Source organism: Pseudomonas sp. BIOMIG1BAC (assembly GCF_001705995.2).
Taxonomy (GTDB): Bacteria; Pseudomonadota; Gammaproteobacteria; order Pseudomonadales; family Pseudomonadaceae; genus Aquipseudomonas; species Aquipseudomonas sessilinigenes.
Window position 1 is genome coordinate 3,437,229 of sequence record NZ_CP049045.1, and the last position, 14,642, is coordinate 3,451,870.

Sequence of the window (14,642 nt, forward strand, 5' to 3'; positions counted from 1 at the left end):
CCATGCCTGCCATCCGGCCGGCTCAACAGGGCTTCACCCTTCTGGAAATGCTGGTGGTGCTGCTCCTGGTTGCCGTGGGTTTCGGCCTGTTGGCCTCGGGTATCTCCCAGGGGCTCAAGAGTGCCCAGGAGCGTCAGGTCAAACGTGATCTGAGCCTGGCGTTACGCCAGGTACGAAGCCAAGCCATCAGCGCTGGACAACCGGCCTCCCTGCGCCTGGATGTGCTGCGCAACAGCTATCAGATGCCCGGTAAGACACCGCGCCACTTGCCGGACGGCATGACCCTGCGCCTGACGACGGCGGCCACTGCCGATAGCGATGGAGGGGCAGTCGGGCTGATCACCTTCTACCCCAACGGCGGCTCGACTGGCGGGCACCTGTATCTGGCGCGCGGCAGCCAAGCGACGCGCATTGATATCGACTGGCTCACCGGACGGGTCGACTGGCGGGGTGGGCAACAGCCATGACGCCTTTACCTCCCCGCCAGCAGCGTGGCTTTACCCTGGTCGAATTACTCGCGGCGATTGTCGTCCTGAGCATTGGGTTTGCAGTCGTACTCAACACCCTGGGTTACGCCACCCAGGCACTGGCGCGGGATGGTCAGACAACCCGAATGGCGCTGATGGCCACTTCGCTGATGGCCGAGTATGGAGAAGGCCTGGGCAGCGGCGCCCACCTGGAAGGGACTCGCGACGGTGTCCAATGGCGCCTGAGCGCCACCCCACTTAGGGGTGAGGGGGCCATTGTCCTTGACCAGCTAGAACTCATGCTGGTCAAGGGCAGCCGGCAGGAACGCTTTGTCACGCTCAAGGCCATCAAGCGTCCTGCGGGGGGCCTGCCATGAGGCAAGGCCAGCGCGGGTTTACGCTGCTGGAAGTGCTGCTCGCCCTGAGCTTCCTCGGCTTGCTGATGGTGTTGGTCGGCTCCGCCCTGGGCTCCGGTAATCACTTGCTGCTGCTCAGCGAAAAACACACCGATCGCCTGACCCAAGTGAGGACCGCGCAGAACTTTCTGCGCAGTGCACTCCAGCAGGCGCTGGCCGAAGATTTTGGCCACGCGGCGGATCAAGAACAGGTGTTCGAAGGAGAGCGACAACGCATGCGTTTCGTTTCTCCGATGCCCGCACAACTCGCTGCTGGCGTCCAGGTGCATACCCTAGAAGTGGTGGCCGGCCCGGCTGGTGTCAGTCGCTTGCAAATCAGTTTCAGCCAGGACCGCACGGATGGGCTGCATCCCTGGGGCAATCCCCAGATCCTGGTGCAGGAGGCTCAGGATCTGCGCTTGAGCTACAGAGGCCTGGACCCCAACCACCAGCCGACCGCCTGGCTGGAGCGCTGGCCCTGGCCGGACCGTCTGCCCCAGGCCGTGCGTATCGACGTCGATACCCGCGGAGCCGGCCTGTGGCCCACGCAAATCGTGGCGTTGCGCCTGGATTCCGAGGTGACCCCATGAGTCGCCAGCGCGGCGCCGCATTGATCATGGTCTTGTGGGCCATCGCCCTGCTGGGACTGATGATGGGCAGCCTGGTCGAGATACTGCGCCTGGAAAACCGCCAGAGCGCTTTTGCGCTGCAACACAGCCGCGCCCTGCTGGCCGCACAAGCGGGCCTGGCGTTGGCGGTCGAAGGGTTGTTTGCCTATCCGGCGCGCACGGTGGCTGACGGGCGTGTGTACTCATTGCCCTTCGAACAGGCCACGCTGAGCCTTAAAGTCAGCAGCGAGCGCGGCAAACTGGATTTGAATTTTGCCGCGCTGGACAGCTTCGCACGCCTGGCCCATGGCCTCGGGGCAACCGCCGAACAGGCTCGGCAATGGAGTGAAAGCCTGGGCCAACAGCGCAGTATCGGCCCCCTTAAAGCACTCGAACAGTTGCAGCAGTTACCGGGCATGGAGGCACGCCTGTATGAGCGCTTGCTACCGCACCTCACGTTATGGTCCGGCCTTACGGTACCGGATGTGGATGTGGCCAGCCCCGAACTGCTGGCCTTGCTCAAACTGTCACGGTCAAAGGTCGCGCTCCAGCGGGGCCCTGAGTCGGTGGTCAACGTGCGAGTCCTGGCGACGCTGGAGAATCAGGTTTCGGCCTCTCTGGAGGCCGTGGTTTTTCTCTCACCACAAGGAAGCGGTCAACGACCGTATCGGGTGCTGCGCTGGAAAGAATGAATCTGCTGATCCAGCCCCTGGCTGACCGGCTACAGCCCCTGATCCGCTGGCTACTGCTGCGCTGGCGAGGGTCGCCGCTGCCTGGATTCCTTGCTTGGTGGCGGGCAGAACTCCTGGCCTGCCTGCCCGCCTCCTGGCGAGCCAGGATCAACCCCGAGAAAAAACAGCCGTTGCTGTTTTCACGGGACGAGCGTTTCTGGACCGGGGACGTTGGGCAACTGCAACCGGCCACCTCCCCATCGACATCGGGTACACCGATCCTGGTCCTGTTGCCGCACCAGCGTTTGCTCCATGAAGTGTCGCTGCCGGCGGCGGTGGCCCAGGACCTCACCTCGATGCTGTCGTTCGAGATGGACAAATACACCCCATTCAAGGCCAGCCAGGTTTATTTCGACTGTGTCCGCCTGCCCTCTGCCCACGACTCGCTGATCCGCATTCGCCTGGCCGTGGTCAGCCGTGAACGGCTGGATGCACTGCTCGATCAGGCGCAACAGGCCGGTCATTCGATCATGGCGGTTGATGTGCTGGATGAGCACGGCACACGTTTGCACGTCGACTTGCTGGCACCCCATCGCCGGGCCCGCATACGCCGCTCGCTGATGCGGCCAGCTCCGGCCCTCGCGCTGGTCGCCCTGGCCCTGGCGCTGGCCTGCCTGCAACTCTGGTTGCACAACCGCCAGCAGGCCCTTGAAGACATGCGGCAGCAGGTCAAGACCCTGCAACAACAAACGCAACAGGTCCAGGCGCTCAATCAGCAGATCGACGACACCTTCGATGCTCAACGCTATGTCGTGGAACGGCGGGCACAAACCACCTCAATGGCGGCGCTGCTCAATGAATTGAGCCAATGCATCCCGCTCAATACCACCCTGGAGTCCCTGAACATCAACCCGGACGGCCAGGTCAGCCTGATCGGCCAAAGCAGCCAGGCCAGCGCCCTGATCAGCGCCATGAAAGCCTGCCGTAGCCTGGAAGGCATCAATTTCCAGGGCGTCATCCAGCCAGACCCCGTCACCGGTCAGGACCGCTTCAGCATGCTCGCCACCCTACGCAAAGCGGAGGCCAGCCATGCGCCTGCGACCAACCCCCGCTAGCCAGCGCGTCCTGGCCCTGGCCCTGGCCGCTTTGAGCCTGGTCGGGGGGTACTTTCTGACCTTGCATGTTTGGTTCAGCCAGCCTTTGTTGGCCATTGCCGATGAGATGGCGCTGCTACGCCACAACCAGCAACGCTACGTGGCATTGTCCAGCCAGCGTCCTGCACTGGAGCACTCGCTGGCCCAGGTCAGGCGCTCATCCGTGGGCAATGAAAACCTGCTGGCCGATTCCGACATGGGCGCGGCCACCGCACAACTGATGCAGTTGATCGCTGCCGATTTGCAGGTATTCGCCACGGTGGGCGATGGCTGCACGCTGACCAATCGAACCCCGGTGCCGGTCACCCAGCAAGGGCCCTATCGGCAAGTCAGTGTGCGGATCAACCTCGAATGCGCCATCGAGCCTCTGGCCGGTCTGCTGCATCGCCTGGAAAACGGCAAGGTCTCGCTGTTCATCGAGTCCTTCCGGATCGAGAAAAGCCGGGGCCAGCTTGCCAGCTCAAATCGCCTGGCCGCACAACTGCTGATCAGCGCATACCTGCAAAACCCAACGCCAAAAGGAGCGACGCCATGACGCGCTTGTCGCCCTCGCTTCGTTGGCTGAGTGCAGCCGTACTGGGCCTCTTGGGGTTACTCCTGACCTTGCTCAACGGCGTTGGAACCAAGGTTCAGTGGCTACCTGCACTCGATTCATCGGCAGCCCCGGTGAAATCGGCCGTCACTGCCGGGCCCATGCCCGTGGCGCTGTCGGCGTATGAATACACCTGGAAAAAGCCACTGTTCAACGCCCATAGGCAGCCTGACCCGCCACCCTCCCCAGCCACCGACAAGGCGCCATCGTCGCTCAACGGCCTGAGCCTGACCGGCGTCATCGCTTCCGGAGCCCTGCGCAAGGCCTTTTTCAAGACCAGCGACGGGCAACAGCTGGCAGCCCTCGAACAGCAACAACTGCCCAATGGCTGGCGAGTCGAGCGGATCGAACCGACACACGTCACGTTGACCCAGGGCGCCAACACCCAAACGCTGAAGCTGCTGCTATTGAAAGTGCCGCAGAACACACCGTCTCTCCCCTCTTTGCCTGACACTTCCAAGGACAGCGATCTGTGAGAAAACGATTCATCTACACTGGCTTGGCTGGCGCGATAGCGCTCTGTGGTTGTACAACACCCGCCACCGACAGCGCCCGGGACGACAAGCTGATCAAGGAAGCCTTGTCCGGCACCGGTACTGATCGCGCACCGCTGCCGATCCCGGCGCCAAAAGCATCGCCAATGGCGATCATCACACCGCCGACCACGACCCGGGTTGTCCAGGGCAACCAGCACTTCATCAATAAAAAACCGTCAGCGCTGCCCCAAGCCGCGACGGCATCGCAAGAGCCAGGCGTCACCTTCAACTTCGCCAATGTTTCGATCCAGGCCGTGGCCAACACCATCCTGGGTGATGTGCTGAAGGAGAACTACAGCATCGCCCCGGGTGTGGCGGGCGACGTCACCTTCTCGACCTCCAGGCCCGTCGACAAGAACCAGGCTTTCTCGATCCTGGAAACCCTGTTGGCGCTGACCAGGAACGCCATCATCCGGCAGAACGGCAGTTACGTTGTGCTGCCGGCGAACACGGCGATCGCCGGCCGGCTCGCGCCGCAGCTGGCATTGCCACAACCCGGCAGCGGGATGACGGCCCGGTTCTTTCTGCTCAACTATATTTCCGCACCGCAAATGCAAAAGCTCTTGCAGCCCATGGCCCGGGAAAATGCCTTCGTGCAGGTCGATGCCGCCCGCAACCTGCTGATCATGGCGGGCACTCCCGATGAGCTGAACAACTATCAGCAGACCATCGACACCTTCGATGTCAATTGGCTCAAGGGCATGTCCGTCAGCGTCTTCGGGCTCAAGCACGCCAACGTCAGCAAGTTGATGCCTGAGCTTGAGCATTTGTTCGGAGCGCAAAGCACGACACCCCTGGCCGGGATGTTGCGTTTCCTGCCGATCGAACGTACCAACTCCATCGTGGTGATCTCTTCTCAGCCGCAGTACCTCAGTGATGTCGGACGCTGGATCGAAGCCATTGACCAAGGCGGCGGCAATGAACCGCAAATGTATGTGTACGACGTGCGCAACATGAAGGCCACTGACCTTGCCAAGTACCTGCGGCAGATCTACGGCAATGCAAAAATCACCGATGAGCCGGCCGCCCAGGTAGCGCCCGGCCTGCGTACGGTCACCCTCTCGAGCAATGGTTACGGTACTGGCAGCGACAGCAGCGGCAATGTTTCAGGCCTGCCATCGGGCATCAATGGGATCGGTGGTAACGGCAACGCTGAAGGCACCAACGCGGCACAGCCGGAAGAAGAGTTCGAGGCCAGCAGCGAGGATCAGGCGCAGGCCGAAAACGCCACGAGCAACGAAACATTCGACAATTCGGTGCGCATCACGGCCCAGAAAAGCAGCAACCAGTTGTTGGTGCGCAGCCGGCCGGCACAATGGGCTGAAATCGAGTCGGCGATACAACGCCTGGACAATCCCCCCCTGCAGGTGCAGATCGAAACACGCATTCTCGAAGTCAGCCTGACCGGTTCTCTGGAGCAAGGCGTGCAATGGTACCTGGGGAACCTGGCGGGCAACTCGACCACTCCTGGCGTGCAGAACACCTCGGGTAGCCAGGGTGCGTTGGGCGGAGGCGGCGTCGAGGTGAAATCGGCTTCGCTGTTCTACTCTTTTGTCAGCAACAACTTCCAGGTGGCCTTGCGAGCGCTGGAAACCAGCGGCAACACCAAGGTGCTCTCGGCGCCATCGCTGGTGGTGATGAACAACCAGCAAGCGCGGATCCAGGTGGGCAACAACATCCCCATCAGCCAGACCACCATCAATACCGGGGTCGGTGCCATCCAGACCAGCTCCGTGCAATACGTACAGACCGGGGTGATCCTCAATGTGGTGCCACGCATCAACCCCGGCGGCTTGGTGTACATGGACATTCAGCAGCAGGTCAGCGACGCCACGCCGACCGCCAGCGGCGGAACCGGCACGACGGCGACACCACCGGCCAACCCCACCATCTCGACCCGCGCGGTGTCTACTCAAGTCGCCGTGCAAAGCGGCCAGACTGTCCTGCTGGGAGGCCTGATCAAGCAAAACCAGGTAGAGGCCAATCGCAGCGTACCGTACCTGGGCAAGGTGCCAGGCCTGAAGTGGCTGTTCGGCACAACCACCCGCAATGACGACCGGTCGGAACTGATCGTGCTCATCACCCCACGAGTGATCACCGGCAACAGCGAGGCGCGCCAGGTGACGGATGAGTATCGCCAGCGCTTCCAGCTTATCCAGCCACTGCAAAAACTTTGAAAGATCAGGACGCTGAAAAGCCTGTGCAGCGACTGTCCAGGACGATCTTCATAAAAACCACGCGCAGCTGCGTTTGACGGTGGATTGAGCACCTTTGGGTGGGATGCCCACATCTGGTGATATCCCACAAAGGCGCGTTAGTAGCGCTGCTTCATGAGCATACTCTATACAAGTAACCCTGCAGCCCCCTGAGACTAAAGGGCCGGTTGACTTATGAATCTGTGATATTGCCCTTATAAGTTGAAGGTCATGTCATGGTTGTTCATACCGTGCCTAAGCCACTGATTCGGCAAACCTGTGAGTGCTACCAGTTGGTCGGGAGCCACCCTCAGTTTATCGGAAAGCTATTTAGCTCCAGCACATGCTCTGCTTTCCTCGATAGAGACCTTCTCGCCAAACGTTCAACCATTAAACAGCTGCTTCAATACGTAGATGACCTTCATGGAGAAAAACTGACAACCAAAGCGGTTACCCATAAATCTTTAGTGCTCCTGAATGCCCCAAAGCCATTACGTCGGTAAGGCTATGAATTTTTATATTATCTATCCAACCTACTATCACAGCAGTAATTTACGTACGATATTTTCTTCTGTTCTTTTCTCGATAACGCCGAATTTTTTAATTTTGTGCTCATCGACAGATTGTGGTGTTGGGTGGTTATATCCTTGGTGCGTCCCTGCGGAAAAAAAGCGGGCGAGCCAGGCACGCAATTAACAACAGATCTCGAGCTTGCTAAGTCGCCATGATGGGGAACAATCACCGCGCTGTAGGTTTCATCGAGCAGCTCCTTGATACCAGTATTGGCATCTGTTGCGAACCGTTCATAGGCGTAGTCACCAGGAGCCAAGGCAAGCTTGCCCCCTCTATAAAAAGTTGTAACTAAACACTGCCCATTACTGTCAAGCTTACTGGGGGAGCTTCGGTAAATCCGAAGTGAAGTGTCTGCAGCAAGTTTTATAAAAACATCATCTGTCTGTACAATTTTATTCTTGATATTCTTATCATTGAATACTGGTGGCTGATCTCCGGAGGGTACGTAGATTTTCTCTATTTTTCCTCTAAGATACTTATCCCACGCAAGAATTCTCCAATGATCCGAGTCAAAGTGGGAAATCAGTAAGCTTAGGCTCTTCAAATTTTTTGTGGCGTCGTGCAGATCATTAGCCAATGTAGGATATTTTGGCCGAACTACCGGCTTACCAGCCCCCAAATCTAAGAGCATTCCCCACAAGCCATTGTGAACTATGGAGCACATTCCCTGCCCTACATGAAATGACTCTAATACAAAGTCACCACCAAAATATTCACGTGCTAAATTTAGGCTCAGCACAGCAGACTTCGCACCATCTGCGACCCAGCTCCCAGATGAAATCAAAGACTCCCTTATGAAGGAAATCGATTGACTGGGCGTCCGAGCAGTCAACTCTGGATCATTAATTTTATCAATAGATTTTATTTCGAAAAACTTTGGGCGCTCTTCTGAAAAGGTCGAGTAGAGGTAGTTAAGCTCATGAGGTCTCGGTTTGATATGCAGTGCATACCATTGATTGGTCTGCTCCGGAATGTCTTCTAAGGCGTATATCAAATCTCGAGTATCCCTATTCGGCGGCAGCTGATGAAGTATCTCCGCAAACTTCCATAAATCGACATCTATAATGAAAGTTTCAATGCCGTCTTCTTTATTTATATTTTTTTGCTTGCGGATTTTATGCCCCTATAAATCTTATGCATAGACCTCCTTGCAAATAATCTTTGCTTGCACGGAACGTATCAACCCTACAGTAGAGGAGATTGTCGTCTGAGTATTCTTCTGGTGGCACACTATCCATAGCTGCTCTCTACTAAACTACAAGCGATCAACACCCCGAAAATTGGGAGCATTATGTATCGAAATCAACGAAAAGTCAGTGCTGAAGCGTTATGAACTCTCTATCGTATTGCTGAGTCTGGTGGCTCCCACGGGGTCGGAGCTACTGTATGCACTCACATCATCTGGCTGAGGGCGAGACGCTGATGTAAATTTTATCTCAGACTTAACTCTGGCCTAGGCTCAATGGATATTGAGCCAGCCCGGATCACTCCTCGTAATACGCAGCCCGGACCGCATCTCTGGGCTGGTTCAGCTTTCCTCCCTGCCAGATAAAAGTGGGTGTTGAGCGCCTCAGTAATGACCGTTTGTCGCATGGCTATTTGCTATTAACCATGCCTACTACAGTGATCTTGCGTCACCGTCGGGTACCAGAAAGCTGGGCACCCATCGTAATCGCCAGTCAATGCAGAATGGAGTTCTCATAATGGCCATCAGCGCTGTCGTAAACGCAGTCTTCAACATCGATAACAAAACCTACACTGCCTCGCTCGCCATCCCCAGTTCCGCCCCTACAGCGGCAGCACCGTTCCTGTTCAGCGTCGTTTCCCAGGCTCCCGAAGCTGGCGGCAAGACGCCGGACCCGGAAACCCTGCTGGAAGTCGCCGTGGGCACGACCAATCAGGTGTACGTCGCCGTGTCGCCACCGATGGACGTGATCTCGGGCGCGATCGGCAGCGATGTGGTCAAAGACCTGAACGTGGTCGTCTCGGAAGGTACCTACAATTCCAAGACCCACACCTTCAGCTGAATCACGCTCGCCTACGTGGAGGGGCAAGAGTCATTGCCCCACTACTTCGTACCTCGCCTGCGGGAGGGCCGCTCGCCCATGGATATCCGCGTATCGGCACATTTTGCTTGGTCAGAGATTTTCGGTGGCAAGTTCGCCACCCAGAGCAAGTGCCAACTGGACTTGTCACGCCAATACAGCCTGATCTACGCGGACCTGGCCTCCGCTAGTTCTGGCGGGATGGATGTTCTTGAGCTGATCAACAACGCCTTCAATACGCAACTGCCCACCGGCCGCTTACTGGTACAGGATGCAGGCTTCTTCACCTTCAGCCATTTCGGCAGCGGTACGCCGCCCAGCGGCACGAATCTGTTCAGCATTTTTCCACAAACGCCGGTTCCCACGAGCGTGGCGAAAACCACGCTGACCATGGATAACACCTGCGGGTTCTGGCTGACGGTCAGCCTCAAGGACATAGAACTGTTCGGCAGCCTGGTGCAGATCGGTTACGACACCTCGGCAGGCGCCGGTGACACGCTCTCCTTGTCCGCCGTACTTGCCAGCGGCAGCGCGGCTGGCACCGCAGTCAAGCAAGCGTTCTACACAGCGGCGCTTCCCAATATCAAGCTGTTTGGCCTGTTCGGTTTTGAGAACATCAAAATCAACTATCAGTTCACCACGGCCAGGCAACTGAGCGTCATCGGCAACCTCAGCGTCTCGGTGTTCGACAACAACTATGCCTTTAGCGGTGCGCTGGTTTCCGACGATGTAAACAAGACCTTCGCCGCCTGCCTGCAGTCGGCTACGCCTGACGCCAGCATCCCCACATTGTTCGGTGGGGCCATGACCGGCATATCGTTCAGCAACCTGATGTTCGGCGTCTTCGCTCGCTATGGTGGCCCCAGCGCACAGAAGAACTTTCAGGTACAAGGCACCGTCAAGGTGGGGTCGGCCCAGCTCACCGGATACATCTACCTGCAGAACACCACCCCTCAGGTGGCCAGTGTCAAAGTCGACAAGACCCTCTCGATCGGTGATGTGTTCAACCAATGCATCGGTGAAGCGGTGTGGCCCAGTTCGCTGGTCAACATCGTGTTCAAGGCCGGCAGCCAGCTCTACTACTGCAAGACGGCCGCCAGCCAGCCATTGAGCCTGGATACGTTCGCCTGCCCCATCGCGCCGGGCACATTGCCTGCCGCGCCTCCGGCCAGCAGCATCGCCTACCAACCGGGTTTCAATATCCAGGCGCTGTTTGACCTGACGCTGGTCACCACCTTCGAGGTGGTTGGCAACATCCAGATCGCCAAGGACGGTGTCACCGCTTCCATCGCCCTGGGCAATCCCATCGACATCTACATCCTGACCATTGCCGCGCCGAAGGCGACCAGCGCCACTGGTGGCCCGGCACTCGCCATCTCCACGGTCTCGGGCAAGCAGTCGATGGGGTTTGCTGGCAGCTTGTGGTTCATGCAGGCATCGTTCGGCGTCGATGTCAGCGTGATGACCAGCAAGAACAGCAAGGGCAACATGCAGATCGACGGCACGCTCACCTCTCTGTCCGATTACTCGCCGTTTCTGCCGAAAAATGTCTCGCTGGGTGTGCGCTACAGCAAGGATGGTGGTTTCCAGGTCACCAACTGGCCAAGCTTCGACTACCTGACCCAGGCGATAGACTTCATCAAGACACTGCAAAAGCTGTCCGAACAAGGCAGTTCCGGCTGCGGTAAGTTGGTAGATTTCGCCTTCAAGACCTTGCTCAAATCGACATTCAAAATCAGCGTGTCGTTCAGCACGCAGGACAACGGCGTCAGCCTGCAACTGGATGGCAAGTACACCCTGACGATCGCCGACACCTCGTTGACCGCCGCAGCGATCCCCTTCCCTGGCATTGTCTCGATTCCCCTGCCTAACTCGATCAAGATGTCGGAGCTCGGGGCCTATATCGACCGCGCGCTGGCCAGCGCGGCGGAATCGTTCGTGCAAGGCCTGCTCAAGAACAGCGAGGCCATTGCCACCTTGATTGCGCTGACGGCGGGCAAGGCTGCCGCCTCTTACGCAGCCACGCTGGCATGCCAGCAACTGATAGACGGCGCCGCCGCCGACGCCGTGGCTTCAACCGCAGCTTCGGCACTGGCCGCATCCGAAGCGGCCGCCGCTGGAGCCGCGGGCGCCGCGGCGGCGGTAGCAGGTGCGGTTGCGAGCATCATCGCAATCGTTGGCGGAACCGGTACGGGGACGGGCACTGGAACCGGCACAGGCACTGGAACCGGTACGGGCACAGGCACTGGAACGGGCACCGGAACCGGCACGGGGACGGGCACCCAAAGCCCGCCCGACCACCCCAGCGTCAGCGTCGCCAACCGGGTAGTGACACTCGCCTGGGGCGGTGGCCAGGGGAACGCCGGCTATCATGCGCAACTGCTCGACAGCGCAGCAAAAGTCCTGCTCGACCAACCTGGCCTGGACGTCGCCGCGCGCGACACCCATTTCGATTTCGACGCCCAATGGCTCCCCGGCCCTTACAAGGCCCAGGTGCAGGGTACTCATGGCGATGCCAAGACGGTATGGGTCGGTGCATCATTCCAGCGTCTTGCCGCACCAACAGCCCTGCAGGCGCACAACGAGAGCAGCATCATCGCACCTGACTGTGGAGTGATGCTGAGCTGGGCGGCCGTGTCCGAAGCGCAGTCTTATGTCCTCTCCAGCGTGCATGGCGGTAGCACCTGGGTCCCCGACCGGAACATTACGCCCCCCCAACCGCAACAGCCACCGCCTACGCAGTGCGTCGTCACCTTCGAGGCGGCGGCGCCTGCCGGCAACTTTGGCTTCAGCCTGGTGACACACGGCAGCAGCACCACCGTGGCTAGCCCGGCCAGCGACGTGCTGACCCTGGTTCGCCTGGACCAGCCGTTGAACCTGCAAGCCAGCAGTGCCGGCAGCAACGTCACCCTGCGCTGGCAAGCAGTGGCCAATGCCACACGCTATCAGGCGGTCATACACAGCGCCGGCAGCCCGTTGCAAGTGACCCCGTTGCAAGCCAGTGCCCAGGGCCAAGAGTGGGTTGCGAAACTGACCCTCACCGGTGCCGCCGGCTCGCCACGACTCTACCAACTACAGGTCCAGGCCATCCCTGCCGAGGGCCAGAACGACATCGTGCCCGGTGTGCCTTCGACCACGGTCGACGTCACCATCACGCTGTACGCCAGCGCTCTAGAGATGGCGACGGCTCTTAACAGCCAGAAGGTCGATGGAGTCCATTGCGCCCAACAATTGCTGGACGCCTTCCCGAGCCTGACCCTCGACACCCTGGCCAGTGCCATGGCCGGGGCGGTTACGCCATGGCCGACACCAGCAAGGGCCTCATGGCCGTTTGGCCGCAGACCTCGCCCCAGGACTTGGCGGCCGCGCTGGCAGGGCCTACGGACCCGGTGCAGATGGCCAGCCGTCTGCGGGCCCAACGTAGCCGGATGTCGACTGTGGGCCGCAATTGGCCCACGCGTTCCCCGCCCTGACCCTCGACACCCTGGCCAGCGCCATGGCTGGGGGCGGTTACGCCATGGCCGACACCAGCAAGGGCTTGCTGGCCGTTTGGCCGCAGACCTCGCCCCACCTGGCGGCCGCGCTGGCACAGGCCTACCCGGACCCGGTGCAGATGGCCAGCCGTCTGCGGGCCCAAGGCGTAGCCGGTGTCGACTGTGGGCCGCAATTGGTCCACGCGTTCCCTGCCCTGACCCTCGACACCCTGGCCAGCGCCATGGCTGGGGGCGGTTACGCCGTGGCCGACACCAGCAAGGGCTTGCTCGCGGCTTGGCCACAGACGCCACCGCAAGCCTTGGCGGAGGCGCTGATCCAGGCGTACCCCGGTCCCGTGCAAACGGCTCGTGCGCTACGAGCCCAGGGTGCGACCGGCGCGGCCTGTGCAATCGCTCTGCACAAGGCATTCCCCGAACTGCTCGCCAAGGACTTGGCCGCCGCCATGGCGCAAGCCGGATACCCCGCCGAAGATACCGGCGCGGGGCTCAAGGCGGCGTTGCCCGGCTTGTCTCCCTTGGATCTGTCCACCGCGCTGGTCAGCGCTTACCACTGAAGCAAGGAGCCCTGTATGACAACCGATGTCCCGAGCCTGATCCGGCTCCTGCAGCCCTTGCGCCAGCAAGGCATGACTGCCGTGCAAGCCGCGAATACCGTGCTGGCACAGTTCAACACCGGCAGCGCTGGCGCACGCCTAGCCGATGCATTCGGACCACACGTATCCCTGGTCCAGGCGCTGGTTCAGGTCTATGCGCCTGTCACGCTCCCCGAGATGGCCAGCATCCTGCACCAGCTCTATCCGGACCTCGGGCCGGTAGCGGTCGGCAAGATCCTGCTGGCGCCGGGTGTGTTCCCCCATACCACCGCCGAGCAAATGCAGAGTGCGCTGGTTTCGGCAGGCTTTTCACCGGCAGCAGTGGCGCAGGCCATCAAGGAGCTCTACCCCGCTCCACCCGTCCAGGAGCCCTTCGCGGCGATTGCCACCTCGATGCAAGGCGGCAACCGAGGCATCGAATTGTGGGTAGCCGGCACACCCGGGCAGGTATGGACCTTGTACCAACGAACCCCAGGCGCAAACTGGAGCGCCTGGGAGGGGCCGGGCTTCAAGAACCAGCCCAAGCCATTGATGCAACTGGCCGCTGCGCTACAGAACAATGGAAACGTACTGTTTGCCGGGCTGGACGGCGCAGGCAGCGTCTGGACCTGTGGCCAGGGCAGTCCCGGCGGCGACTGGAACGCCTGGAATGGTCCCAACGTAGGTGCCCAGCCTTGTGCCTTCGAGCAACTGGCGGCCTCGCAACAAGGTGGCCACAGGGGCGTCGAGCTCTGGGCAGCCGGTGCTGACGGGCAAGTCTGGACCTTGTACCAACTCACTGCAGGCGGCGCCTGGAGCCATTGGGAGGGCCCCGGGTTCAAGGGCCAGCCCACTCCCCTGTTCAAGCTGGCAGCCGCGCAGCAGAACAATGGCAACGTGATGTTCTGGGGGCTGGACCGCGAGGGTCGGTTGTGGGGCATCGGCCAACAGTCGCCGGGTGGCGACTGGGGTGCTTGGCAAGGCCCTGGCTTTGTCGGCCAGCCCGAACCCTTCACCGCTATCGCTGCCTCGGAACAGCTCGGCAACCGGGGTGTGGAACTATGGGGCATTGGTGCCAGTGGCCAGCTGTGGACGTTGTACCAGACCACTGCCGGCGGCCCCTGGAGCCGTTGGGAAGGCCCCGGCTTCAAGCAACAGCCGGCGCCCATGAAGAAAGTGGCGGCGGCCTTGCAGAACACGGGCTGCGTACTGCTCTGGGCTGTCGACAACGATAACCAGCTGTGGCAGATCGCCCAAGGATCACCGGGTGGTGACTGGGCCGGCTGGACGCGCACCAGCCCTCCACCGCAGGGCTGATCGGCCTCTCTGCCCCTCCTTAA

At 60.2% G+C, this 14,642-nt stretch carries 14 protein-coding genes; 11 read left to right on the top strand and 3 right to left on the bottom strand.

The window, feature by feature from the left end; genetic code table 11:
* Window positions 1-2: 2 nt before the first annotated feature.
* From ATY02_RS16035 to gspD, 8 genes are read left to right on the top strand one after another with little or no spacing between them, the layout of a single operon-like run.
* Window positions 3-467 (top strand): GspH/FimT family protein, encoded by a 465-nt coding sequence (locus tag ATY02_RS16035; RefSeq protein ID WP_068576962.1) that lies wholly within the window; start codon window positions 3-5, stop codon window positions 465-467.
* Window positions 464-844, top strand: a complete 381-nt coding sequence (locus tag ATY02_RS16040) for a type II secretion system protein (protein ID WP_068576959.1) — start codon at window positions 464-466, stop codon at window positions 842-844. The genes ATY02_RS16035 and ATY02_RS16040 overlap by 4 nt, the downstream gene beginning before the upstream one ends.
* Window positions 841-1,452 (top strand): prepilin-type N-terminal cleavage/methylation domain-containing protein, encoded by a 612-nt coding sequence (locus ATY02_RS16045; RefSeq protein WP_068576957.1) that lies wholly within the window; start codon window positions 841-843, stop codon window positions 1,450-1,452. The genes ATY02_RS16040 and ATY02_RS16045 overlap by 4 nt, the downstream gene beginning before the upstream one ends.
* A complete protein-coding gene (locus ATY02_RS16050) occupies window positions 1,449-2,162 on the top strand; it encodes a type II secretion system protein GspK (protein WP_068576956.1) in 714 nt (237 codons plus the stop codon). The genes ATY02_RS16045 and ATY02_RS16050 overlap by 4 nt, the downstream gene beginning before the upstream one ends.
* Window positions 2,159-3,256, top strand: coding sequence for a PilN domain-containing protein (locus ATY02_RS16055; RefSeq protein ID WP_083236073.1), 1,098 nt, complete (start codon window positions 2,159-2,161; stop codon window positions 3,254-3,256). The genes ATY02_RS16050 and ATY02_RS16055 overlap by 4 nt, the downstream gene beginning before the upstream one ends.
* Window positions 3,231-3,830, top strand: a complete 600-nt coding sequence (gene gspM, locus ATY02_RS16060; RefSeq protein WP_068576953.1) for a type II secretion system protein GspM — start codon at window positions 3,231-3,233, stop codon at window positions 3,828-3,830. The genes ATY02_RS16055 and gspM overlap by 26 nt, the downstream gene beginning before the upstream one ends.
* Window positions 3,827-4,363 carry a DNA utilization family protein gene (locus tag ATY02_RS16065; RefSeq protein WP_068576952.1) on the top strand — a complete coding sequence of 179 codons (537 nt, stop codon included), beginning with the start codon at window positions 3,827-3,829 and terminating at the stop codon, window positions 4,361-4,363. The genes gspM and ATY02_RS16065 overlap by 4 nt, the downstream gene beginning before the upstream one ends.
* Entirely contained in the window at window positions 4,360-6,600 is a 2,241-nt protein-coding gene (gene gspD, locus ATY02_RS16070) for a type II secretion system secretin GspD (protein WP_068576950.1), read from the top strand. Before ATY02_RS16065 ends, gspD begins: the two co-directional genes overlap by 4 nt.
* A 538-nt stretch (window positions 6,601-7,138) precedes the next feature.
* On the opposite strand, the gene ATY02_RS16075 is transcribed toward gspD, so the two are convergent.
* Entirely contained in the window at window positions 7,139-8,185 is a 1,047-nt protein-coding gene (locus tag ATY02_RS16075; protein WP_141698214.1) for a hypothetical protein, read from the bottom strand.
* A gap of 709 nt (window positions 8,186-8,894) precedes the next feature.
* Between ATY02_RS16075 and ATY02_RS16080 the strand changes: the two genes are divergently transcribed.
* The gene (locus ATY02_RS16080) at window positions 8,895-9,218 is read left to right on the top strand and encodes a hypothetical protein (RefSeq protein WP_068576948.1); all 324 of its coding nucleotides are present in this window, start codon (window positions 8,895-8,897) and stop codon (window positions 9,216-9,218) included.
* Between the two features lie 276 nt (window positions 9,219-9,494).
* Here the strand turns inward: ATY02_RS16080 and ATY02_RS36100 are convergent, their stop codons facing one another.
* Window positions 9,495-11,180 carry a hypothetical protein gene (locus tag ATY02_RS36100; RefSeq protein WP_228022296.1) on the bottom strand — a complete coding sequence of 562 codons (1,686 nt, stop codon included), beginning with the start codon at window positions 11,178-11,180 and terminating at the stop codon, window positions 9,495-9,497.
* 129 nt (window positions 11,181-11,309) lie between these two features.
* Window positions 11,310-11,744, bottom strand: a complete 435-nt coding sequence (locus ATY02_RS36105; RefSeq protein ID WP_228022297.1) for a hypothetical protein — start codon at window positions 11,742-11,744, stop codon at window positions 11,310-11,312.
* 940 nt (window positions 11,745-12,684) lie between these two features.
* Between ATY02_RS36105 and ATY02_RS36110 the strand changes: the two genes are divergently transcribed.
* Together ATY02_RS36110 and ATY02_RS16090 are read left to right on the top strand one after the other, a co-directional pair.
* Window positions 12,685-13,284, top strand: coding sequence for a hypothetical protein (locus ATY02_RS36110; RefSeq protein ID WP_228022298.1), 600 nt, complete (start codon window positions 12,685-12,687; stop codon window positions 13,282-13,284).
* 15 nt (window positions 13,285-13,299) lie between these two features.
* Window positions 13,300-14,619 carry a hypothetical protein gene (locus ATY02_RS16090; RefSeq protein ID WP_068576946.1) on the top strand — a complete coding sequence of 440 codons (1,320 nt, stop codon included), beginning with the start codon at window positions 13,300-13,302 and terminating at the stop codon, window positions 14,617-14,619.
* Window positions 14,620-14,642: the final 23 nt, after the last annotated feature.